Origin of the sequence: Pseudomonas sp. Leaf58, assembly GCF_003627215.1 — a bacterium.
Classification (GTDB): Bacteria; Pseudomonadota; Gammaproteobacteria; order Pseudomonadales; family Pseudomonadaceae; genus Aquipseudomonas.
The window spans coordinates 4,428,008-4,450,782 of the sequence record NZ_CP032677.1 but is presented as its reverse complement, the minus strand read 5'-3'; the positions used below and the strand labels follow the sequence as shown (position 1 = coordinate 4,450,782).

Genomic DNA, 22,775 nt, shown 5'->3' with positions numbered 1-22,775 from the left:
AAGCCTGAATAAGCGAACACCCATGACCACGCGCATTCTTACCGGTATCACCACCACCGGCACTCCGCACCTGGGCAACTACGCCGGCGCCATCCGCCCGGCGATCCGTGCCAGCCAGCAGCCCGGTGTCGATTCGTTCTACTTCCTGGCCGACTACCATGCCCTGATCAAGTGCGACGACCCGTTGCGCATCCAGCGTTCGCGCCTGGAAATCGCCGCCACTTGGCTGGCCGGTGGCCTCGACCCGGAAAAGGTGACCTTCTACCGCCAGTCCGACATCCCGGAAATCCCCGAGCTGACCTGGCTGCTGACCTGCGTAGCGGGCAAGGGCCTGCTCAACCGCGCGCACGCCTACAAGGCCTCGGTGGACAAGAACCTGGAGAACGGCGAAGACCCGGATGCTGGCGTGACCATGGGCCTGTTCAGCTACCCGGTGCTGATGGCCGCAGACATCCTGATGTTCAATGCCAACCAGGTGCCGGTCGGTCGTGATCAGATCCAGCACGTGGAAATGGCCCGCGACATCGGCCAGCGCTTCAACCACCTGTTCGGCCAGGGCAAGGACTTCTTCGCCCTGCCAGAGGCGGTGATCGAAGAGAGCGTGGCGACCCTGCCTGGCCTGGACGGGCGCAAGATGTCCAAGAGCTACGACAACACCATCCCGTTGTTCACCAGCGCCAAGGACATGAAAGACGCCATCTCGCGCATCGTCACCGACTCGCGCGCCCCTGGCGAAGCAAAAGACCCGGACAACGCCCACCTGTTCACCCTGTTCCAGGCCTTCTCGACGCCGGCGCAATGCGCCGAGTTCCGCGAAGAGCTGCTGCAGGGCCTGGGCTGGGGCGAGGCCAAGCAGCGCCTGTTCCAGCTGCTGGACGGCCAGCTTGCCGAGAAGCGCGAGTACTATCACCAGTTGATTGCCCGCCCAGCGGACCTGGAGGACATTTTGTTGGCCGGCGCGGCCAAGGCCCGCAACATTGCCACGCCGTTCCTCGAGCAGCTGCGCGAGGCCGTTGGCCTGCGCTCGTTCCGTGCCAGCGTGCAGGCCACCACCGAAGTGAAGAAAAAGGCCGCCAAGAGTGCGCGCTTTGTCAGCTTCCGCGATGAGGACGGCAGCTTCCGCTTCCGCCTGCTGGCCGCCGACGGCGAGCAACTTTTGCTGTCGCGCAGTTTCGCCGACGGCAAGAGCGCGGGCGCTGTAAGCAAGCAGTTGCAGCAAGGGGGCGAGGCCGATGTACGCGTCGAAGGCCTGGGCTTTGGCCTGTGGCTGAACGGTGAGCAGGTTGCTGACGGGCCGCAGTTCGACAGCGCCGAGGCCCGTGATGCGGCTATCGAAAGCCTGCGTGTGGCCCTGGCCCCACAGCAGGACTGAGGATGTTGAACTGTGGGAGCGGGCATGCCCGCTCCCACAGTACCTTGTAGGAGCGGGTTCACCCGCGAACACCGGCAAAGCCGGTGCCATCCGGCACATACTTGGCCTGGATGAGGCATATTGACGCAAGTCGCATTGCCATTAAGCGGGCCTGTCGCTACAGTGACGGCCCGTTTTTTGTTGCCTCGCTAACGAAATCATGACGCCCCTAGAACGATACCAAGCAGATCTGAAACGTCCCGACTTCTTCCATGACGCGGCGCAGGAAACTGCGGTGCGTCACTTGCAACGCCTGTACGACGACCTGGTACACGCGCAAAACAACAAGCCGGGCGTGTTCGGCAAGCTGTTCGGCAAGAAGGAGCAGACCCCGGTCAAGGGCCTGTACTTCTGGGGTGGGGTAGGGCGTGGCAAGACCTACCTGGTCGATACCTTCTTCGAAGCGCTGCCGTTCAAGCAGAAGATGCGCACGCACTTCCACCGCTTCATGAAGCGTGTGCACGAGGAAATGAAAACCCTCAAGGGCGAGAAGAACCCGCTGACCCTCATTGCCAAGCGTTTCAGCGACGAAGCCAGGGTGATCTGCTTCGACGAATTTTTCGTCTCGGACATTACCGACGCAATGATCCTCGGTACCCTGATGGAAGAGCTGTTCAAGAACGGCGTATCGCTGGTGGCCACCTCCAACATTGTGCCGGACGGCCTGTACAAGGACGGCCTGCAGCGCGCGCGCTTCCTGCCGGCCATCGCCATGATCAAGCAGTACACCGACGTGGTGAACGTTGACAGTGGGGTCGACTACCGCCTGCGTCACCTGGAGCAGGCCGAACTGTTCCACTTCCCGCTTGATGACGCTGCGCAGCAGAGCATGCGCGCCAGCTTCAAGGCCTTGACCCCTGAGTGCACCCAGGCGGTCGAGAACGACGTGCTGATGATTGAGAACCGCCCAATCCACGCCCTGCGCACTTGCGACGACGTGGCCTGGTTCGACTTCCGCGCTTTGTGCGATGGCCCGCGCAGCCAAAACGACTACATCGAGCTAGGCAAGATTTTCCATGCCGTGCTGCTGAGCAACGTGGAGCAGATGAGCGTCACCACCGACGACATCGCCCGCCGCTTCATCAACATGGTGGACGAGTTCTACGACCGTAACGTCAAGCTGATCATCTCGGCCGAGGTGGAGCTGAAGGACCTGTATACCGGTGGGCGGCTGGCCTTCGAGTTCCAGCGCACCCTGAGCCGGCTACTGGAGATGCAGTCGCACGAGTTCCTGGCGCGCGCGCACAAGCCGTAAGATTCTTGGGGCTGTAAAGCAGCCCCATTGGCCTTATGCCTCCTGCATGAACTGCTGCCGATACTGGTTCGGCGACAACTCCGTATGCTGACGGAACAGCCGCGCAAAGAAACTGGCGTCGTCATAGCCGACCTCATAGCTGATGGTCTTGATGCTCTTGCGTGTGCTCGACAGCAGCCCTTTGGCCGTCTCGATGCGTAACCGTTGCAGGTAGTGCAGCGGCTTGTCGCCGGTGGCACCCTGGAAGCGGCGCATGAAGTTGCGGATGCTCATGCCGTGGTTGCGGGCCACATCCTCGAAGCGGAACTTGTCGGCGAAGTGCTCTTCCAGCCAGTGCTGGATCTGCAGGATGATCAGGTCCTGGTGCAGCTTCTGCCCGCCAAAGCCCATGCGCCCCGGGGTGTAGTTGCGTTGCACTTCGTAAAGAATGTCGCGGGACACGGCGCGGGCGACATTGGCGCCGCAGAATCGCTCGATCAGGTAGATATACAGGTCGCAGGCCGAGGTGGCGCCACCCGCGCAATAGATATTGTCGGCATCGGTCAGGTGCTTGTCCTGGTTCAACCGGATCTTCGGGAAGCGTTCGGCAAAACTATTGAAGAAGCGCCAGTAGGTGGTCGCCTCCTTGCCGTCGAGCAGGCCGGACTCGGCCAGCCAGAACACGCCACTGGCTTCAGCGCACAGCACTGCACCGCGGGCATGCTGCTCGCGCAGCCATGGCAGCGCCTGTGGATAACGTTGCAGCAAATTGTCGAAGTCTTCCCAGAAGGCCGGGAGGATGATCACGTCGGCGTCATCCAGGCCGCCGTCGACCGGCAGTTGCACATTGCTGAAGCTGTCCACGGGCTGGCCGTCCGGGCTCACCAGGCAGATCTCAAACATGGGCTGCAAGCCCAGGCCCAGTTGCTTGCTGTAGCGCAGGCTGGCGAGGTGGAAGAAGTCCTTGGCCTGCATCAAGGTCGAAGCGAAGACCTTGTCAATGGCCAGGATGCTGACGCGCCGCAGCGACGCGGGGGGTTGAGTAAACATCATTGTCATTGTTCTTATAGGGTAGAGTGGTCAATCACCGGCTGGATCGTCTTATGTTTTTTGTCCAGCTGCAAGCTTCAAGCTACAAGCTCCAAGAAAAACAGGCCAGTACACACCCGCTCTGTCTTGCAGCTTGTCGCTTCGTTCAAGGCGCCGGGTTCGGCTGCTCCTGGTGAATTGCCTCGATCGCCGCCAGCAGCTCGTCGCTCAGGTTCAGCTCTAGGCTGGCCAGGTTGCTGTCCAGCTGCTCCAGGCTGGTTGCGCCAATGATGTTGCTGGTTACGAACGGCTGCCGGGTGACGAACGCCAACGCCATCTGCGCCGGGTCCAGGCCATGCTCGCGGGCCAATTGCACGTAACGGCTGCAAGCTGCCACGGTCTGCGGGTTGGAGTAACGGGCAAAGCGGCTGAACAGGGTCAGGCGCGCGTTGCTCGGCCGTGCGCCGTTGTCGTATTTGCCCGAGAGCATGCCGAATGCCAGCGGGGAGTAGGCCAGCAGGCCGCACTGCTCACGGATGGCGACTTCCGCCAGGCCCACCTCGAAACTGCGGTTGAGCAGGTTGTATGGGTTCTGAATCGACACCGCTCGCGGCCAGCCACGGCTTTCGGCCAGTTGCAGGAACTTCATGGTGCCCCACGGCGTTTCGTTGGACAGGCCGACGTGGCGAACCTTGCCCGCGCGCACCTGCTCATCGAGCACTTCGAGGGTTTCTTCCAGTGGGGTGAAGTGGTCCTGTGGCAGGTGCTGGTAGCCCAGCTTGCCGAAGAAGTTGGTGCTGCGCTCCGGCCAGTGCAGCTGGTAGAGATCGATGCGATCGGTTTGCAGGCGCTTGAGGCTCGCGTCCAGTGCCGCGACGATGTGCTGGCGGTTATGCTTGAGTTGGCCGTCGCGAATGTGGCTGATGCCGTTGCCGGGGCCGGCAACCTTGCTGGCCAGCACCCAGTCATCGCGGTCGCCATTGGCGTGGAACCAGTTGCCGATGATACGTTCGGTGGTGGCGTAGGTTTCGGGGCGAGGCGGCACCGGGTACATCTCGGCGGTGTCGATGAAGTTGACCCCGGCGGCCTTGGCCCGGGCAATCTGCTCGAAAGCCTCGGCCTGGACGTTCTGCTCGCCCCAGGTCATGGTGCCTAGGCACAGGGCGCTGACATTGAGGTCGGTACGGCCGAGCTGGCGGTATTCCATCGGTTTGTCACTCCTTGGCAATAGAAGCCCATCAAAGCAGGTTGAAATTTTTCGCGCAATCTGGATAATTCAGCCCCTCTCCGCGTGGCGGAAGTGATGCACCATCACGCAGGAAGAACCCCGTCGAACATTGGCGTGCCCGACCCGAGCCCCCAAAAGCGTCTGTGTTCGGCTGCGCGCTTGCCCTTGGCAAGCTGTGCACTATCCAGTAAGATTCGCCGTCTATTTTTCGCTGGGCGGCCTCTGAGGCTTTAGAGAATGAAAACTTTTACTGCTAAACCGGAAACAGTAAAGCGCGAGTGGTTCGTAGTCGACGCCGCTGGCCAGACCCTGGGTCGTCTGGCTACCGAAATCGCTAGCCGTCTGCGTGGCAAACACAAACCAGAATACACCCCTCACGTTGACACCGGCGACTACATCGTCGTTATCAACGCCGAGCAGGTTCGTGTGACTGGTGCCAAGTCTTCCGACAAGATGTACTACTCCCACTCCGGCTTCCCGGGCGGTATCAAGGAAATCAACTTCGAGAAGTTGATCGCCAAGGCCCCTGAGCGTGTTATCGAAACCGCGGTCAAAGGCATGCTGCCGAAGAACCCGCTGGGTCGCGACATGTACCGCAAGCTGAAAGTGTACGCGGGTGCTGCTCACCCACACACTGCTCAGCAGCCTCAAGAACTGAAGATCTAACGGGATAGTTCATTATGTCGGCGACTCAAAATTACGGCACTGGCCGTCGCAAGACCGCAACCGCTCGCGTATTCCTGCGTCCGGGTACTGGTAACATCTCCATCAACAACCGTTCTCTGGACGTGTTCTTCGGTCGCGAAACCGCTCGCATGGTTGTTCGTCAGCCGCTGGAGCTGACCGAGACCGTTGAGAAGTTCGACATCTACGTCACCGTTTCCGGTGGTGGTGTCAGCGGTCAAGCCGGTGCGATCCGTCACGGTATCACCCGCGCTCTGATGGAATACGACGAAACCCTGCGTGGCGCTCTGCGTCGTGCTGGCTACGTCACCCGCGACGCTCGTGAAGTTGAGCGTAAGAAAGTGGGTCTGCGTAAAGCGCGTAAGCGTCCTCAGTACTCCAAGCGTTAATACCGCTTCGGCAGTCGAAAAAAGCCCGGTTCTTTGGAACCGGGCTTTTTTTATGTCTTGAACTAACCTGTCAGCATGTCGGTGACGACTTGCCGCATAGACGCAGATCAAGCAAAGCGAGGGTTGTAGCCCGTTGTGGGGTATTCACCTTGTCAGTGTGTGGATTTGTTTCTTACCATGGCGGCCAATTTTTAGTGCCACAGACATTACCTAAGTACAGGCCAGGTCCAACTGGTCAAGCAAGCTGATGGGAGAGGACTGAATGAGCAATGACGGCGTCAACGCAGGCCGGCGCCGCTTCCTCGTAGCCGCGACATCCGTGGTCGGGGCAGCGGGGGCAGTGGGGGCTGCGGTACCGTTCGTGGGGTCATGGTTTCCCAGTGCCAAGGCGAAAGCCGCAGGTGCACCGGTGAAGGTCAATATCGCCAAGGTCGAGGCCGGGCAGCAGATGGTAGCCGAGTGGCGTGGCCAGCCTGTGTTTATCGTGCGCCGAACGGACGAGATTCTTGGCAACCTGAAAAAGGTCGTCGGTGATTTGGCTGACCCCGAATCCAAAGCCTCGGTGCAGCCGACTTACGTCGACCCGCAGGTTCGGTCAATCAAGCCGGAGGTGCTCATCCTTGTCGGCTTGTGCACGCATCTGGGTTGCTCGCCCACCTTCCGCCCGGAAGTCGCGCCCGCTGACCTCGGCCCGAAATGGGTCGGTGGCTATTTCTGCCCGTGCCACGGCTCCCACTACGACCTGGCTGGCCGTGTCTACAAGTCGCAGCCGGCACCTCTCAATTTGCCCGTGCCACCGCACTCTTACGAGTCGGACGAGATCGTCGTCATCGGCGTTGACCAGGAGAACGCATGATGAGCAAGTTCATGGACTGGATTGATGCTCGCTTCCCCGCCACCAAGATGTGGGAAGACCACTTAAGCAAGTATTACGCGCCTAAGAACTTCAACTTCCTGTACTTCTTCGGCTCCCTGGCGCTACTGGTGCTGGTCAACCAGATCGTCACCGGCGTGTGGTTGACCATGAGTTTCACGCCCTCGGCGGAGGAAGCGTTTGCCTCGGTCGAGTACATCATGCGTGATGTGGAATACGGCTGGATCCTACGCTACCTGCATGCCACTGGTGCATCGGCGTTCTTCATCGTGGTCTACCTGCACATGTTCCGCGGCCTGCTCTATGGCTCGTACCAGAAGCCGCGCGAGCTGGTGTGGCTGTTCGGCATGCTGATCTACCTGGCGCTGATGGCCGAAGCCTTCATGGGCTACCTGCTGCCATGGGGCCAGATGTCGTACTGGGGTGCCCAGGTGATCATCTCGCTGTTCGGGGCCATCCCGGTGATTGGGGATGACCTCACCCAGTGGATCCGTGGTGACTACCTGATCTCCGGCATCACCCTCAACCGCTTCTTCGCGCTGCACGTTGTAGCCCTGCCAATCGTAATTCTTGGCCTGGTGGTGCTGCACATCCTTGCCCTGCACGAAGTGGGTTCGAACAACCCTGATGGCGTGGACATCAAGAAGAAAAAGGATGAAAACGGCATTCCGTTGGACGGTATTCCGTTCCATCCGTACTACACCGTCAAGGATATTGTCGGCGTAGTGGTATTCCTCTTCGTGTTCTGCGCGGTGGTGTTCTTCTTCCCGGAAATGGGCGGTTACTTCCTGGAAAAACCGAACTTCGAGCAGGCTAACGCGTTCAAGACACCCGAGCACATTGCGCCGGTGTGGTACTTCACGCCGTTTTACGCGATTCTGCGTGCGGTGCCTGACAAACTGATGGGTGTCATCGCCATGGGCGCGGCCATTGCCGTGCTATTCGTACTGCCATGGCTTGACCGCAGCCCAGTGCGCTCCATGCGTTACAAGGGCTGGATCAGCAAGGTCTTCCTGCTGGTGTTCTGCGTGGCCTTCGTCATCCTCGGCGTGTTGGGTGTACTGGCGCCGACACCTGGGCGTACCTTGCTGTCGCAGGTGTGCACGGTGTTGTACTTCGCCTACTTCCTGCTGATGCCGTTCTACACAAGGCTCGAGAAGACCAAACCGGTTCCGGAAAGGGTGACTGGCTGATGAAAAAGTTGATTGCAGTATTGTTGCTGGCAGTGATGCCTGCCTTTGCCTTGGCGGCCGAACACGGCTTGGAGCTGGACAAGGTCGACATCGACCTGGCCGACAAGGCCGCCATGCAGGACGGTGCGCGTACCTTTGCCAACTATTGCATGGGTTGCCACAGTGCCAAGTTCCAGCGCTACGAGCGGGTGGCCGATGACCTGGGCATCCCCCATGAGCTGATGCTTGAGAAGCTGGTGTTCACCGGTGCCAAGATCGGTGACCACATGCAGATCGGCATGAAACCCAGTGACGCCAAGACCTGGTTCGGCGCTGCGCCGCCTGACCTGACCCTAGTGGCTCGGGTGCGTGGCACGGACTGGCTTTACACCTATCTGCGCAGCTTCTATGAGGACCCGTCGCGGCCTTATGGGGTGAACAACAAGGTGTTCCCGAACGTCGGCATGCCCAACGTACTGGTTGGCCTGCAGGGCAATCAGTACGTTGGCTGCAAGCAGGTGCAGACGGTGACTGATGGCAAGAAGCAATTCGACCCATTGACTGGCAGCCCGCTGACCCATGAGGCCTGCGACCAGCTGACCATTACGCCGAATTCCGGTACCCTGACGACCGAGCAGTTCGACGAGAAGGTCAAGAACCTGGTGACCTTCCTGGCCTATTCGGCCAACCCGGTCAAACTGGAAAGCCAGCGCATCGGTACCTATGTATTGCTGTATCTGGCTTTCTTCTTCGTATTCGCCTATTTGCTCAAGCGTGAATACTGGAAGGACGTGCACTGATCACGCAGTAGTTTCTGGTTGTTGAACGCGCCCGGGGCCCCCCTAGCAAAATTGCTAGGGGGGCCCCGGGCGCGTTTTCATTTACAGTTTCACAAGCATCCCGTGCGAGGAGGCGCTAAATGGGCGCAACCAATAGGTTAGCCTGCTATTCCGATCCCGCTGATCACTATTCTCATCGGGTACGCCTGGTGCTGGCCGAGAAGGGCGTCAGTGTGCAGATCATCGATGTCGACCCCGGTCGCCTGCCGCCCAAGCTGGTCGAGGTGAACCCTTACGGCAGCGTGCCGACACTGGTCGACCGTGACTTGGCGTTGTATGAATCGACCGTGGTGATGGAGTACCTCGAAGAGCGTTATCCGCATCCGCCGCTGATGCCGGTTTACCCGGTAGCGCGCGGTAACAGCCGTTTGCTGATGCACCGCATCCAGCGCGACTGGTGCACTCTGGCCGATACCGTGCTCGACCTGCGCAGCAACGAGGCTGCCCGAGCCGAGGCGCGCAAGTCCTTGCGCGAAAGCCTGACTGGGGTCTCGCCGTTGTTTGGTGAGTTCGCTTGCTTCATGAGCGAGGAGCAAAGCCTGGTCGATTGTTGTCTACTGCCCATACTCTGGCGGCTGCCGGTGTTGGGTATCGAATTGCCGCGGCAAGCCAAGCCGCTGCTGGATTACATGGAGCGACAGTTCGCCCGGGAGCCTTTCCTGGCGAGCCTGTCCTCTGTAGAACGTGAAATGCGCAAGCTTTAAGGAGCTGTTGATGAACTCCAGTCGCCCCTATCTGGTTCGAGCACTGTATGAGTGGATCGTCGACAACGATTGCACGCCCCACATGCTGGTCAATGCTGAATTCCCGAAGGTCCAGGTGCCGGATGGTTTCGCCAGTGATGGCCAGATTGTCTTGAATATCTCGCCAAGTGCCGTGCGCAGCCTGCACATGGACAACGATGCGGTCAGCTTCGAAGGCCGCTTCAGTGGCGTGGCCCACTCGCTGTTCGTGCCGGTTGGCGCGATTCTGGGCATCTACGCCCGCGAAAATGGCCAGGGCATGGTCTTCGAGCTGGAATCGCCGGATGACGAGGACCAGCAAGACGATGATGTGCAGCCGGATGACGATGGCCCGCCTGAGGGAGGTGGTCAGCCGCCACGTCCAACTGGCCGGCCAAGCCTGAAAGTGGTCAAGTAACAAAAAAGGCGATCCAGATGGATCGCCTTTTTGTTTTGCTTGGGGTTGTTGTGCCTGCTACGGCCCTTTCGCGGGTAAACCCGCTCCTACGCCGGCGGCTCAGGCCCTTTGATATCCCTGTACGAGCGGGCTCGCCCGCGAAAGGGCCGGGGCAGGCAACAATCAATCAGTCGATGTACTCGAACAGCTTGACGATTTTCTGCACGCCGGAGACGCCCTGTACCACAGCAGTGGCCGACTTGGCCTCTTGCTGGGTGACCAAGCCGAGCAGGTAGACGATACCGTTCTCGGTAATCACCTTGATGCGCGAGCTGGGCACGCTGTTGTCAGTCAGCATCTGGGTCTTGATCTTGGTGGTTAGCCAGGCATCGTTGTTGCGCGCCAGGATGGAGGAGGGCTGCATCACCTGCAGCTCGTTGTGCACCTTTTTGACGCGCTGCACCTGGCTGGCAGTTTGTTCGGCGAGGGTCTTAAGCTCGGCGCGCGGGGTTTGACCGGCCAGCAGGACGATACCGTTATAGCTGCTGACAACGATGTGCGAGCCTTTGTCCAGGTCAGGGCTGGCCTTGGCGATGTTGACCGAAGCCTTGGTTTCGATCAGCGAGTCGTCGATCTTGCTGCCAATGGTGCGCGTGCCGCGATCGTCTTCGATCGGCGAATTGCGGGTAGAGGTCAGTACCGAGCTGCAACCGGTGACGCTCAGGCACAGGGTCAGGGCCATCAGGCCGAGGCGCATAGGGGTCATTCTTCACTCCCGAACAGTTGGCTGTCGATCAGATCGCACAGGCAGTGGATCGCCAGCAGGTGGACTTCTTGGATGCGCGCGGTAACCGTCGAAGGTACGCGGATTTCCACGTCTTCGGGCAGCAGCAACGAAGCCATGCCGCCACCGTCGCGACCCGTCAATGCTACGACAATCATTTCACGGTCATGTGCGGCCTGGATGGCCTGAATGATGTTGGCCGAGTTGCCGCTGGTGGAAATCGCCAGCAGCACGTCGCCGGGCTGGCCCAGGGCGCGGATTTGCTTGGAGAAGACTTCGTTGTAGCTGTAGTCGTTGGCGATCGAGGTCAGCGTCGAGCTGTCGGTGGTCAGCGCGATGGCCGGCAGGCTCGGGCGTTCGCGCTCGAAGCGGTTGAGCAACTCCGACGAAAAGTGCTGGGCATCGCCAGCTGAGCCGCCGTTGCCGCAGGCGAGCATCTTGCCCTCGTTGAGCAGCGCATTGACCATGACCAGGCTGGCCTGCTCGATGTGCGGTGCCAGGATGTCCATTGCCTGTTGCTTGGTATCGATGCTGGCCTGGAACAGCCGGCGAATTCGGGATTGCATGTCCATCTGGTGACCTTAAGTGGGGCGGTGGCCTTTGCTACGCGCAACAAAGACCAGCCCGCGAAACATAGAGCAAAAAAATCGGAGTGGGTTCAGCATTCGAAGGCGTTTTTCAGCCACTGAAGCGGTTTGCCTGCATGGTGGCTGCCCTGCAGGGCGACTACGTCGAAGCGGCAGGGATGGTTGCCCCAGCGGGGCTCCTTCTGCAGGAACAGGCTGGCGGCAAGCACCAGCCGTTTCTGCTTGCGCCCGTCGATACTGCCGAGGGCGCCGCCGAAGGTCGCGTGCAACCGATAACGGACTTCGACAAATACTACTGTATCGGCGTCGAGCATGACCAGATCAAGCTCACCGCCTTTGCATCGCCAGTTGCGTGCAAGCAGTTGCAGGCCCTGCCCTTGAAGGTATTCAAGGGCCTGGGTTTCTGCCGCTTGCCCGGCGCTGGTAGGCGACGCAGCAGCCATTAGCGAGCGGTGTCAGGCAGGCGCTTGACTTGCCCGCCGGCGAACTCGGCCCATGGCAGCTGGCGCTCGACACGTTGGTTGGCGTTCATGCTCAGGCTGCCCGAAAGGCCCTGGACGCGGTTGTCCGGCAGCGCTTTCAGTTGGCCCAGGCGCGGTGCCAGGCTGTAGGCGTCGACGCCCATGGCATACAGGCGGCCCAGGCTGCCAGCAGCTTGCGGCCACTGCTGCACGACCTGCTGACGCAGGCTGTTGCTGGTGTCGAGCAACCACGGCGTTTCGCAGAAGCGGATGCCGTTCATGTCGTTGTACTGGTTGACGTCGCCGCTGGCGCTGTACAGGTTCGAGGTGGCGTAGACCGGTACGTCACCGGCGTACTGGAAGTTCAGGGTGGGCTTGATCTGCTGGGCCTGTTGCGGGGTCGAGGCCAGGAAGATGAAGTCGATGTCCTGGCGGCGCGACGGTTGTGCGGCGATGCTGCCGCCTACCGTGCTTTGCAGGCTCTTGGCGCGGCCTTCGCTCTGGCGCAGCTGGAACAGGTCGGCAATTTGCTGGGCCAAGGCGACCGGCTGGGCAATGCGCTGGGCAGCAAGCACGGTGCCGCCATTGCCTTCCCAGTCCTGGCGGAAGGCGGCGAGCACACGGTCACCCCATTCGCCACTCGGCACCAGGGCTACGGCGCGGACCATGCCATCGGCACGGGCGCGGCGCGACACTTCGCGGGCTTCGTCTTCGGCAGCCAAGCCGAACTGGAACAGTTGCGCTGGGGCTTTTTGGCCGGCGTCGGCGTAGTTCAGGGCCAGGGTGGTGATCGGCAGCTGCGGTTTGGCAGCCAGTTGCTTCACCAACGGTTTTTCCAGTGGGCCGATTACCAGTTGCACGCCAGCCGCTTGGGCCTGGCGGTAGAAGTCGTCCAGCGAGCCGATGCGCGAGCTGTCGAATACCTGCACGGCTGGTGCTGGCTGGCCAGCTTGCTGGGCCTGGAAGTGCGCGGCCATGAAGCCGTCACGCAGGGCGCGGGCAACACCGGCCAGTGGGCCTTCCTGTGGTAGCAGCAGGGCGATCTTGGTCAGTGGCTGGCTGGCCAGTTCCTTAAGCTTGGTCAGCGCCAGCGGCAGTTGCTGGGCGGCTGGGTGGTCAGGGTGCTGCTTGACCCAGGCTTCGATCGCCGCCTGTTGCTGCTCCAGGGTGCCGGCGCTTTTCACCGCGAAGGCCAGGCTGGTCCAGCCGGCCAGGGTTGGGTCGTTGCTTGGCTGCTGCAGTTGCTCTGCTGGCAGCGAGGCGACCAGGGCCCAAATGGCATCATTGTTGGCGCTGGCGGCCTGGCCGCTGAGCAGTGGCGCCAGCAGTACGCGTTGCTGCGCAGCGGCGAGGGCTTGGCCGTCGGCTTCGAGGGCGGCCGCGTGCACGCTGTAAGTGCGCACTTGCTGCCCTTCCGGCAGTTCGGCGACGCGCTGCAGGCTGGGGTGGGCCAGGGCAGCCAGGGCTGCCTTGGGCTGATTGCGGCTCATGGCCAGCTCGGCGGCGAGGGTGCTGGCGAACACTTGTTGGGCCGGCTTGAGGGTGTCCAGCGGCACCTGTTCAAGGATGCGTGCGGCGCGTGGGAAGTCCTTCTGCTTGTAGGCCAGGTCGGCCGCGCTCAGGCGCAGCAGGGCGGCGTCTTCGGCGGACTTGCTGGAAGCCGCCTTTTCGAGCAGTTGCTCGATGCTGGCGTCCGGGGTGCGCGGCAGTTCGCCCAGGCTGGATGAGGGCGAGCTGGCGCAGGCTGCCAGCAGGGCAGCGAGGCAGAGGGCTGTGAACAGCCGCAGGCAAGCGATCATGTAAAGGTCCTGTTACTCGATCAAGTTGGCCGGCAATTGTACCCAAGCGCTGGCCGGGGCGCGATGTCGCCGTGTCGAACCTTTACTATAGGCGGCCTGCCGTCGATCGCCGGCGAAGTTCTTTGCGCCCTGTTGCAGGTGCTCGGGCTACAATGGCGCCTTTGATCCGAACGACAGGTGTGCGCAGTGACTGATGTGGCAGGGGCTTCGAAATCCACCGTGGGGACGCTGTATGTGGTCGCGACCCCCATCGGTAACCTTGACGACATGAGCGCCCGGGCGCTGAAGGTGCTGGCGGACGTGGCCCTGATCGCCGCCGAAGATACCCGGCATTCTATCCGCCTGCTGCAGCACTTTGGCATCGACACGCCGCTGGCCGCTTGCCATGAGCACAACGAACGCGACGAAGGTGGGCGCTTTCTCACCAAGCTGCTGGCCGGTGAGAGTGTGGCGCTGGTCTCTGATGCGGGCACGCCGCTGATTTCCGACCCGGGCTACCACTTGGTGCGTCAGGCCCGGGCTGCGGGGGTGAGCGTGGTGCCGGTGCCGGGTGCCTGCGCGTTGATCGCCGCGTTGTCGGCGGCAGGCCTGCCGTCGGACCGCTTCATCTTTGAAGGCTTTCTGCCAGCCAAGACGGCGGGGCGCCAGGCGCGCCTGGAACAGGTAAAAGAAGAACCGCGCACGTTGATCTTCTATGAGGCGCCGCACCGTATCCTGGAGTGCCTTGAAGACATGGAGGCGGTGTTCGGCGGTGAGCGCCCAGCGCTGTTGGCGCGCGAGCTGACCAAGACCTTCGAGACCCTCAAGGGCCTGCCCTTGGCTGAACTGCGTGCATTCGTTGCCGGCGACAGCAACCAGCAGCGCGGTGAGTGCGTGGTGCTGGTCGGTGGCTGGAGCGCGCCAGAGGGGGAGCAGGCGGTCAGTGCCGAGGCGCAGCGCGTGCTCGACCTGCTACTGGCCGAGTTGCCGCTCAAGCGGGCGGCGGCGCTTGCCGCAGAAATCACCGGTGTACGCAAGAACCTGCTGTATCAACTTGCACTGGAAAAGCAGAAAGCCGAATAGTGGCAAATTGATATAATTTCCGGTATTGCTTGTTCTTGGGCGCGCGTGCCGTTAATCTTGGCGGCGGAGAGTCGATCGGACAGTCGCTGCCTGTTTTTGTTCCGCAGCTTTTGTTGTGTAACAGCAGGGGGAGGAAAGTCCGGGCTCCATAGGGCAGAGTGCCAGGTAACGCCTGGGAGGCGCGAGCCTACGGAAAGTGCCACAGAAAATAACCGCCTAAGCACTTCGGTGCCGGTAAGGGTGAAAAGGTGCGGTAAGAGCGCACCGCACGGCTGGCAACAGTCCGTGGCTAGGTAAACCCCACTCGGAGCAAGACCAAATAGGGTTCCATTAGGCGTGGCCCGCGTCGGAACCGGGTAGGTTGCTAGAGGCGTCCAGTGATGGCCGTCGTAGAGGAATGACTGTCCTCGACAAAACCCGGCTTACAGATCGACTCTCCATCTTCCCCCACTCTGCTTGATTCGATAGCAGATGCTGCCTGGTAATACCAAAAAAATCTTACTCTTAATAATTCACTTTAACTTCGAACTGCATTCGCTTGAGTGGGTTTGATTTTTCTCGTCTTTTTCTTGCCTCGGTAGTCCTTCCACATTCTCTTACTGCGCTAAATCTCGGTCCTGTAAGGCTTTTCCTTCCGAACGTGCCTTGACGGTGCAGCGGGCGGATTCCTATAGTGTGCGCAAGTGGCAGAAAGTGGGATGAAGTGGGTTTTCTGACACAAAAAAGCTACCATTGTGGGGAATCGCAGCCGTGTTCCGCGGAGCCAACGCCGTCAGCCTCGATGCCAAGGGCCGTCTCGCCATGCCGAGCCGGTACCGTGACGAGCTCGATTCGCGTTGCAATGGCCAACTGATCGTGACCATCGACGCCGTTGATACCTGCTTGTGTGTTTACCCCCTCGATGAGTGGGAACAGATAGAAGCCAAGTTGCGTGCCTTGCCATCGTTGCGTGAGGAAAACCGCCGTCTGCAGCGTTTGCTGATCGGTAATGCGGTTGACCTGGAGCTCGATGGCAGTGGGCGTTTCCTGGTACCGCCCCGTCTGCGTGAGTACGCCAAGCTCGACAAGAAGGCGATGCTGGTGGGGCAACTGAACAAATTCCAGCTGTGGGATGAAGATGCCTGGAACGCGGTTTCGGCAGCCGATCTTGCAGCTATTCAACAACCGGGCGCCATGCCCGACGAATTGCGTGACCTGATCCTGTGACCATAGATAGCGGCTTCAACCACATTACCGTCCTGCTCGATGAAGCTGTCGAGGCATTGGCTCTGCGCGCCGACGGTTGCTATCTGGACGGCACCTTTGGCCGTGGCGGGCACAGTCGGCTGATTCTCAGCAAGCTCGGGCCGCAAGGGCGGCTGCTGGGCTTCGACAAAGATCCACAGGCGATTGCCACGGGGCAAGCGCTGGCGGCCGAAGACGGCCGCTTTGTCATTGTGCAGCGTAGCTTTGCCGAGCTGGGCGCGGAAGTGGCTGAGCGCGGCCTGCATGGCAAGGTCAGCGGCGTATTGCTGGACCTGGGCGTGTCGTCGCCGCAACTGGATGACCCTGAGCGGGGCTTCAGCTTCCTCAATGACGGCCCGCTGGACATGCGCATGAACCCGGGGCAGGGCATCAGTGCTGCGGAGTTCATTGCCACTGCGCCGGTTGAAGAAATTGCCCGCGTGTTCAAGGAGTACGGCGAGGAGCGTTTCGCCGGGCGCATGGCGCGTGCCGTGGTCGAACGCCGCGAAAAGCAGCCGTTCACCCGTACCGCCGATTTGGCGGAAGTGCTCAAGGTGGCCAACCCGGCCTGGGAAAAGGGTAAGAACCCGGCTACCCGTGCCTTCCAGGGCCTGCGCATTCACGTCAACAACGAGCTGGGCGACCTTGAGGCCGGCCTTGAGGCAGCACTCGATGCGCTTGAAGTGGGTGGGCGCCTGGCGGTCATCAGTTTCCATTCTCTGGAAGACCGCATCGTCAAACTGTTCATGCGCAAGTTGGTAAAGGGTGAGGCCGACAACCTGCCGCGCAACCTGCCGGTGCAGCACAAGGTCTTCGAGCCGAAAATCAAGCTTATCGGCAAGGCCCAGTTCGCCTCCGAGGCCGAGCTCAAGGCCAACCCACGGTCGCGTAGCGCTGTGATGCGTGTGGCGGAGAAACTGCGGTGAGCAGGCTGTTTGCCAAGCCTTTGCCAGGCGGAAGCTTCCTGATGCTTCTGCTGTTCGTTGCCGTGCTCGTTTCGGCCATCGCCGTATCCTACAGCGCGCACTGGAACCGTCAGCTGCTCAACACCCTGTACGGGGAGTTGAACGAGCGTGACAAGGCCCAGGCCGAGTGGGGCCGGCTGATCCTCGAACAGAGCACCTGGACCGCCGCCAGCCGTATCGAAAGCCTGGCCTCCGAGCAGCTGAAAATGCGCGTGCCGTCGGCTGACGAAGTACGGATGGTGGCGCCATGATGAAACTTGAAGGCGCACTCTACCCATGGCGCTTCCGCGTGGTCATCGGCTTGCTGGCGATCATGGTCGGTGCCATATGCTGGCGCATCATCGACCTGCAGGTGGTCGACCGTGACTTCCTCAAGGGCCAGGGTGATGCGCGCAGCCTGCGGCACATCCCTATCCCGGCACACCGCGGCCTAATCACTGACCGTAACGGTGAACCGCTGGCGGTCAGCACCCCGGTCACCACCCTGTGGGCCAACCCCAAAGAGATGCAGGCGTCCAGGGACCGTTGGCCGCAACTGGCGGCAGCGCTGGGGCAAAACCCGCAGCAATTGATCGAGCGACTGACCCAGCAGGCCAGCAAGGAATTCATCTACCTGGTCCGCGGCCTGACCCCGGAGCAGGGCCAGCACGTGCTCGACCTGAAAGTACCGGGCGTATATGGCCTGGAAGAGTTCCGCCGTTTCTATCCGGCCGGTGATGTCACCGCCCACATGGTCGGCTTTACCGACCTCGACGACCACGGTCGCGAAGGGGTGGAACTGGCCTATGACGAATGGTTGGCCGGAGTGCCCGGCAAGCGGCAGGTGATCAAGGACCGGCGCGGCCGGCTGATCAAGGACATCCAGGTAACCAAGAACGCCAAGGCCGGCAAGACCTTGGCGTTGTCGATAGACCTGCGCCTGCAGTACCTGGCCACCCGCGAGCTGCGCAACGCCATTGCCGAACAGGACGCCAAGGCCGGCAGCCTGGTGATCATGGACGTCAAGACCGGTGAGGTCCTGGCCATGGTCAACCAGCCGACCTACAACCCGAACAACCGCCGCAGCATGTTCCCGGCGGCGATGCGTAACCGGGCCATCATCGACGTGTTCGAGCCGGGTTCCACGGTCAAGCCAATCTCCATGAGCGCGGCTTTGCAAAGCGGTCGCTGGAAGCCGAGCGACAAGGTCGAAGTCTATCCGGGTAGCCTGCAGATTGGCCGCTACACCATCAAGGACGTGTCCAAGAGCGAGGGTCCGATCCTCGATCTGACCGGTATCCTGATCAACTCCAGTAACGTCGGTATGAGCAAGATCGCCTTCGATATCGGCGGCGAGGCCATCTACCGGGTCATGTCCCAGGTCGGCCTGGGCCAGTACACCGGCCTGGGCTTCCCGGGTGAGCGCGTCGGCAACCTGCCTAACCACCGTGAGTGGCGCAAGGCCGAGACGGCAACCCTGTCCTATGGCTATGGCGTGTCGGTGACTGCCCTGCAGTTGGTGCATGCCTACGCGGCACTGGCCAACGACGGCAAGATGGTGCCGCTGTCGATTCTCAAGGTGGACAAGGCCCCGGAAGCGGTGCAGGCCATTCCGAAGGAAACCGCCGAAACCGTGCAAGGCATGCTGCAGCAGGTGATCGAAGCGCCGCGCGGCGTGTTCCGCGCTCAGGTGCCGTTCTACCACGTGGCCGGCAAGTCTGGTACGGCGCGTAAGGCCACCGTGGGTTCCAAGGGCTACACCGAAAACGCCTACCGCTCGCTGTTCGCCGGCTTTGGGCCGATGAGCGACCCGCGCTACGCCATTGTCGTGGTCATCGACGAGCCGGGCAAAGGCGGCTACTTCGGTGGCCTGGTTTCGGCACCGGTCTTCAGCAAGGTCATGTCCGGCACCCTGCGCCTGATGAACGTGCCGCCAGATAACCTGCCGCCGCCAGCACCCGCCGTACAAGTCAATGCAGCAGCCGCCAAGGGAGGGCGTGGATGATGACAATGCCATTAAGCAAACTTTTCGCCCACGCCAGCCGTGACCCGCTGATCCGTGAGCTGACTTTGGACAGTCGTAGCGTGCGCCCGGGTGACCTGTTCCTGGCTGTGCCGGGTGCCAAGGTCGATGGCCGCGAGCACATTACCGATGCCCTGGCCCGTGGCGCCGCTGCTGTGGCCTATGAAGAGCAGGGCGCGTGCGTGCTGCCGATCACCGACGTGCCGCTTATCCCGGTCAAAGGCCTGATCGCCCAGTTGTCGGAGATCGCCGGCCGCTTTTATGGCGAGCCCAGCCGCCAGTTGAACCTGGTCGGCGTCACCGGTACCAACGGCAAGACCAGCGTCACTCAGTTGGTGGCCCAGGCACTCGACCTGCTCGACCAGCGTTGCGGTCTAATTGGCACCCTGGGTACCGGTTTCTACGGCGAGCTCCAAAGCGGGCGCCTGACCACGCCGGACCCGATCGCCGTGCAGTCGACCCTATATGACCTGAAAAAACAGGGCGCCAAGGCTGTGGCCATGGAGGTCTCCTCCCATGCCCTGGAACAAGGCCGGGTTGCAGCGTTGGCGTTCGACATCGCGGTAATGACCAACCTATCGCGCGATCACCTCGACTACCACGGCAGCATGCAGGCCTACGAGGCCGCCAAGGCCAAGCTGTTTGCCTGGCCGAACCTGCGTTGCCAGGTGGTCAACCTGGATGATGACTTTGGTCGGCGCCTGGCCGCCGACTTTGCCCGCCGTCCGAGTGTCGATCTGATCGAGACCCGGCTGCTCAGCTATAGCCTGGAAAACCCGGACGCCTCGCTGTTCTGTCGCGAAGCCGTGTTCAGCGACGATGGCGTGCGTGCCACGCTGGTTACCCCGCAGGGCGAACACATCCTGCGCAGCCAGCTGCTGGGCCGCTTCAACCTGAGCAACATGCTCGCCGCCGTTGCGACCCTGCTGGCCCTGGACTATGCGCTGGACGAGATCCTCAAGGTCACCGCGCAATTGCAAGGACCGATTGGCCGCATGCAGCGCCTGGGTGGTGGCGACAAGCCGCTGGTGGTGGTCGACTACGCGCACACCCCCGACGCCCTGGAGAAAGTACTCGAAGCCCTGCGCCCGCACGCACGCGGCAAGCTGCTGTGCCTGTTCGGCTGCGGCGGCGACCGTGACCGTGGCAAGCGCCCGCTGATGGCTGAAGTGGCCGAACGCCTGGCCGACCGCGTGCTGGTCACCGACGACAACCCGCGTAGCGAAGACCCGCTGCGCATCTTCGACGACATCCGCCCCGGTTTTGCCAAGCCCGCCGAGGTCGAGTTCGTTGCTGGTCGTGGCGTAGCCATCGCCCACCTGATCGCTAGCGCCGCTACCAACGATGTGATCGTGCTGGCCGGCAAAGGGCACGAGGATTACCAGGAAATCAACGGCGAACGCCATGACTTCTCCGATTTGATCGAAGCCGAAAAGGCACTTGCAGCCTGGGAGGCTCCACATGCTTAAGCCGATGACACTCAGCCAGCTGACTACAGCACTGAGTGCTCAGCAGGTCGGTGCCGACGCCACGTTCACCGGTGTCAGCATCGACAGCCGCAGCGTTACCGCCGGGCAACTATTCGTCGCCCTGGCTGGCCCGCGTTTCGATGGCCATGACTACCTGGCCGATGTAAAGGCCAAGGGCGCTGTCGCGGCCCTGGTCGAGCGTGAAGTGGCCGGTGTCGACTTGCCGCAGTTGCTGGTCGCCGATTGCCGCCTGGCCCTTGGCCAGCTGGGCGCGCTGAACCGCGCCGCGTTCGACAAGCCGGTGGTGGCCATTACCGGTTCCAGCGGCAAGACCACGGTCAAGGAGATGCTCGCCAGCATCCTGCGTACCCGCGGCCTGGTGCACGCAACCCGCGGCAACCTCAATAACGACCTTGGCGCGCCGCTGACCCTGCTGGAGATTGCTCCGGAGCATAGCGCGGCGGTGATCGAGTTAGGCGCCTCACGCATTGGCGAGATTCGTTACACCGTCGGCCTGGCCCAGCCTCAGGTCGTCATTATCAACAACGCCGGTACTGCCCACGTCGGCGAGTTCGGCGGCCCGGAAAAGATCGTCGAAGCCAAGGGCGAAATCCTCGAAGGCCTGGGCGAGGGCGGCACCGCCATTCTCAACCTGGCCGACAAGGCCTTCGACATCTGGCGCAAGCGTGCCGGCAATCACCGCGTGTTCAGCTTTGCCCTGGACAACCCGCAGGCCGATTTCTACGCCAGTGACATTGGCCGGGATGCCCGTGGCTGCCCATCGTTCAGCCTGCATGGGCCTGACGGCAAAGTGCCGGTGCAGTTGAACCTGCTGGGTACCCACAATGTTAGCAACGCCGTGGCCGCCGCCGCCGCCGCCTATGCCGTTGGTCTGAGCCTGAACGGCAGCGCCGCCGGCCTGGCTGCCGTGCAACCGGTCAAGGGCCGTACCGTGGCGCAGATCGCAGCGAACGGCGTGCGGGTAATTGACGATAGTTACAACGCAAATCCCACCTCCATGTGCGCGGCCATTGATATACTCGCCGGCTTTTCCGGGCGCACCGTCTTGGTGCTTGGGGATATCGGCGAACTGGGGCAATGGGCGGAAGAAGGCCACCGTCAGGTGGGTGACTACGCGCGTGGCAAGGTCGACGCCCTGTACGCAGTGGGTTCCAACATGACACATGCGGTCAAGGCGTTCGGCGCCAATGGCCGCCATTTCGCTACTCAAGCTGAGTTGATCGACGCGGTTAGCGCCGAGAATGCCAGCGACACCACTATCTTGATCAAGGGCTCGCGCAGCGCTGCGATGGAAAACGTCGTGGCGGCATTGTGCGGTGCCAGCGGGGAGAAACATTAATGCTGCTGCTGTTGGCCGAGTATCTGCAACAGTTCCACAAAGGCTTCGCGGTCTTTCAGTACCTGTCCCTGCGCGGGATCCTGGGTGTGCTGACCGCGTTGTCCCTGGCACTGTGGCTGGGGCCGTGGATGATTCGTACCCTGCAAATTCGTCAGATCGGCCAGGCCGTGCGTAACGACGGCCCGCAGTCGCACTTGTCCAAGTCCGGCACCCCGACCATGGGTGGTGCGCTGATCCTGTCTGCCATCGCCGTCAGCACTTTGCTGTGGGCCGACCTGACCAATCGCTACGTGTGGGTGGTGCTGATCGTCACCCTGGCGTTCGGTGCCATCGGCTGGGTCGACGACTACCGCAAGGTGATCGAAAAGAACTCGCGGGGCTTGCCTAGCCGCTGGAAGTATTTCTGGCAATCGGTGTTTGGCCTGGCCGCAGCCATCTTCCTGTACAAGACCGCGCCGACCAGCGTCGAAACCACGCTGATCCTGCCGTTCATCAAAGATGTCACCATTCCACTGGGCATCGGCTTCGTCGTGCTGACGTACTTCGTCATCGTCGGTTCGAGCAACGCGGTCAACCTCACCGACGGCCTCGACGGCCTGGCGATCATGCCGACGGTGATGGTCGGCGGCGCCCTGGGCATTTTCTGCTACCTGTCGGGCAACGTGAAGTTCGCTGAATACCTGCTGATCCCTTACGTGCCGGGCTCGGGCGAGCTGATCGTGTTCTGCGGCGCGCTGATCGGCGCCGGCCTGGGCTTCCTGTGGTTCAACACCTATCCCGCGCAAGTGTTCATGGGTGACGTCGGCGCGCTGGCGCTGGGCGCTGCGTTGGGCACTATCGCCGTGATCGTTCGCCAGGAAATCGTCCTGTTCATCATGGGCGGCATCTTCGTGGTGGAAACCCTGTCGGTGGTCATCCAGGTTGCTTCCTTCAAGTTGACCGGCAAGCGTGTATTCCGCATGGCGCCGATCCATCACCACTTTGAACTCAAGGGCTGGCCTGAACCACGCGTGATCGTCCGTTTCTGGATCATCACTGTGATTCTGGTGCTGATTGGCCTTGCTTCCCTGAAACTGAGGTAGA

23 protein-coding genes and 1 other RNA gene are annotated in these 22,775 nt (G+C 61.5%); 18 read left to right on the top strand and 6 right to left on the bottom strand.

Features of this window, described 5'->3' with window-relative positions:
• The first annotated feature begins 22 nt into the window (after positions 1–22).
• Together DV532_RS20710 and zapE are read left to right on the top strand one after the other, a co-directional pair.
• Entirely contained in the window at positions 23–1,372 is a 1,350-nt protein-coding gene (locus tag DV532_RS20710) for a tryptophan--tRNA ligase (RefSeq protein WP_056801790.1), read from the top strand.
• A gap of 199 nt (positions 1,373–1,571) precedes the next feature.
• Positions 1,572–2,666 carry a cell division protein ZapE gene (zapE, locus tag DV532_RS20705; RefSeq protein ID WP_056801792.1) on the top strand — a complete coding sequence of 365 codons (1,095 nt, stop codon included), beginning with the start codon at positions 1,572–1,574 and terminating at the stop codon, positions 2,664–2,666.
• Positions 2,667–2,699: 33 nt separating this feature from the next.
• On the opposite strand, the gene DV532_RS20700 is transcribed toward zapE, so the two are convergent.
• Positions 2,700–3,620 carry a GlxA family transcriptional regulator gene (locus DV532_RS20700; RefSeq protein ID WP_177339538.1) on the bottom strand — a complete coding sequence of 307 codons (921 nt, stop codon included), beginning with the start codon at positions 3,618–3,620 and terminating at the stop codon, positions 2,700–2,702.
• A gap of 220 nt (positions 3,621–3,840) precedes the next feature.
• Positions 3,841–4,881 (bottom strand): NADP(H)-dependent aldo-keto reductase, encoded by a 1,041-nt coding sequence (locus tag DV532_RS20695; protein ID WP_056801794.1) that lies wholly within the window; start codon positions 4,879–4,881, stop codon positions 3,841–3,843.
• A 258-nt stretch (positions 4,882–5,139) separates the two neighbouring features.
• Here DV532_RS20695 and rplM point away from each other — a divergent pair, with 258 nt between their 5' ends.
• From rplM to DV532_RS20660, 7 genes are all read left to right on the top strand, one after another.
• Positions 5,140–5,568 (top strand): 50S ribosomal protein L13, encoded by a 429-nt coding sequence (rplM, locus tag DV532_RS20690; RefSeq protein WP_003260798.1) that lies wholly within the window; start codon positions 5,140–5,142, stop codon positions 5,566–5,568.
• 14 nt (positions 5,569–5,582) lie between these two features.
• Positions 5,583–5,975, top strand: coding sequence for a 30S ribosomal protein S9 (rpsI, locus tag DV532_RS20685; protein WP_003260797.1), 393 nt, complete (start codon positions 5,583–5,585; stop codon positions 5,973–5,975).
• 262 nt (positions 5,976–6,237) lie between these two features.
• Positions 6,238–6,831, top strand: a complete 594-nt coding sequence (gene petA, locus DV532_RS20680; RefSeq protein WP_056801796.1) for a ubiquinol-cytochrome c reductase iron-sulfur subunit — start codon at positions 6,238–6,240, stop codon at positions 6,829–6,831.
• Positions 6,831–8,042, top strand: coding sequence for a cytochrome bc complex cytochrome b subunit (locus tag DV532_RS20675; RefSeq protein WP_056801798.1), 1,212 nt, complete (start codon positions 6,831–6,833; stop codon positions 8,040–8,042). Before petA ends, DV532_RS20675 begins: the two co-directional genes overlap by 1 nt.
• Complete coding sequence (locus DV532_RS20670) at positions 8,042–8,821, top strand: cytochrome c1 (protein ID WP_056801800.1); 780 nt, start codon at positions 8,042–8,044, stop codon at positions 8,819–8,821. The genes DV532_RS20675 and DV532_RS20670 overlap by 1 nt, the downstream gene beginning before the upstream one ends.
• Positions 8,822–8,940: 119 nt before the next feature.
• The gene (locus tag DV532_RS20665) at positions 8,941–9,564 is read left to right on the top strand and encodes a glutathione S-transferase N-terminal domain-containing protein (RefSeq protein WP_056801802.1); all 624 of its coding nucleotides are present in this window, start codon (positions 8,941–8,943) and stop codon (positions 9,562–9,564) included.
• Between the two features lie 10 nt (positions 9,565–9,574).
• The gene (locus DV532_RS20660; protein ID WP_056801804.1) at positions 9,575–10,000 is read left to right on the top strand and encodes a ClpXP protease specificity-enhancing factor; all 426 of its coding nucleotides are present in this window, start codon (positions 9,575–9,577) and stop codon (positions 9,998–10,000) included.
• 166 nt (positions 10,001–10,166) lie between these two features.
• Here DV532_RS20660 and DV532_RS20655 read toward each other — a convergent pair whose 3' ends face one another.
• The 4 genes from DV532_RS20655 to DV532_RS20640 form a co-directional block, all read right to left on the bottom strand.
• Positions 10,167–10,745 (bottom strand): BON domain-containing protein, encoded by a 579-nt coding sequence (locus DV532_RS20655; protein ID WP_056801805.1) that lies wholly within the window; start codon positions 10,743–10,745, stop codon positions 10,167–10,169.
• Positions 10,742–11,335, bottom strand: coding sequence for a phosphoheptose isomerase (locus DV532_RS20650; RefSeq protein ID WP_056801807.1), 594 nt, complete (start codon positions 11,333–11,335; stop codon positions 10,742–10,744). Before DV532_RS20650 ends, DV532_RS20655 begins: the two co-directional genes overlap by 4 nt.
• 86 nt (positions 11,336–11,421) lie before the next feature.
• Entirely contained in the window at positions 11,422–11,793 is a 372-nt protein-coding gene (locus DV532_RS20645; RefSeq protein WP_056801809.1) for a YraN family protein, read from the bottom strand.
• Positions 11,793–13,610, bottom strand: a complete 1,818-nt coding sequence (locus tag DV532_RS20640; RefSeq protein WP_056801811.1) for a penicillin-binding protein activator — start codon at positions 13,608–13,610, stop codon at positions 11,793–11,795. The genes DV532_RS20645 and DV532_RS20640 overlap by 1 nt, the downstream gene beginning before the upstream one ends.
• A gap of 186 nt (positions 13,611–13,796) precedes the next feature.
• On the opposite strand from DV532_RS20640, the gene rsmI reads away from it, so the two are divergent.
• The 9 genes from rsmI to mraY all read left to right on the top strand — a co-directional run bounded on the left by rsmI (position 13,797) and on the right by mraY (position 22,774).
• Positions 13,797–14,672, top strand: a complete 876-nt coding sequence (gene rsmI / locus DV532_RS20635; RefSeq protein ID WP_056801813.1) for a 16S rRNA (cytidine(1402)-2'-O)-methyltransferase — start codon at positions 13,797–13,799, stop codon at positions 14,670–14,672.
• A gap of 67 nt (positions 14,673–14,739) precedes the next feature.
• Positions 14,740–15,113, top strand: an RNA gene (rnpB, locus tag DV532_RS20630) — RNase P RNA component class A.
• 309 nt (positions 15,114–15,422) lie between these two features.
• The gene (gene mraZ / locus DV532_RS20625; RefSeq protein WP_056801815.1) at positions 15,423–15,878 is read left to right on the top strand and encodes a division/cell wall cluster transcriptional repressor MraZ; all 456 of its coding nucleotides are present in this window, start codon (positions 15,423–15,425) and stop codon (positions 15,876–15,878) included.
• Positions 15,875–16,822: a 16S rRNA (cytosine(1402)-N(4))-methyltransferase RsmH gene (gene rsmH / locus DV532_RS20620; RefSeq protein ID WP_012274066.1), complete on the top strand. Its 948-nt coding sequence runs from the start codon at positions 15,875–15,877 to the stop codon at positions 16,820–16,822. Before mraZ ends, rsmH begins: the two co-directional genes overlap by 4 nt.
• Entirely contained in the window at positions 16,819–17,112 is a 294-nt protein-coding gene (gene ftsL, locus DV532_RS20615) for a cell division protein FtsL (RefSeq protein ID WP_056801817.1), read from the top strand. Before rsmH ends, ftsL begins: the two co-directional genes overlap by 4 nt.
• The gene (locus tag DV532_RS20610; protein ID WP_162241137.1) at positions 17,112–18,845 is read left to right on the top strand and encodes a penicillin-binding protein 2; all 1,734 of its coding nucleotides are present in this window, start codon (positions 17,112–17,114) and stop codon (positions 18,843–18,845) included. Before ftsL ends, DV532_RS20610 begins: the two co-directional genes overlap by 1 nt.
• Positions 18,842–20,332, top strand: coding sequence for a UDP-N-acetylmuramoyl-L-alanyl-D-glutamate--2,6-diaminopimelate ligase (locus DV532_RS20605; RefSeq protein WP_372339976.1), 1,491 nt, complete (start codon positions 18,842–18,844; stop codon positions 20,330–20,332). Before DV532_RS20610 ends, DV532_RS20605 begins: the two co-directional genes overlap by 4 nt.
• Positions 20,325–21,692, top strand: a complete 1,368-nt coding sequence (gene murF, locus DV532_RS20600; RefSeq protein WP_056801821.1) for a UDP-N-acetylmuramoyl-tripeptide--D-alanyl-D-alanine ligase — start codon at positions 20,325–20,327, stop codon at positions 21,690–21,692. Before DV532_RS20605 ends, murF begins: the two co-directional genes overlap by 8 nt.
• Entirely contained in the window at positions 21,692–22,774 is a 1,083-nt protein-coding gene (gene mraY, locus DV532_RS20595) for a phospho-N-acetylmuramoyl-pentapeptide-transferase (protein ID WP_056801823.1), read from the top strand. Before murF ends, mraY begins: the two co-directional genes overlap by 1 nt.
• Position 22,775 lies beyond the last annotated feature (1 nt).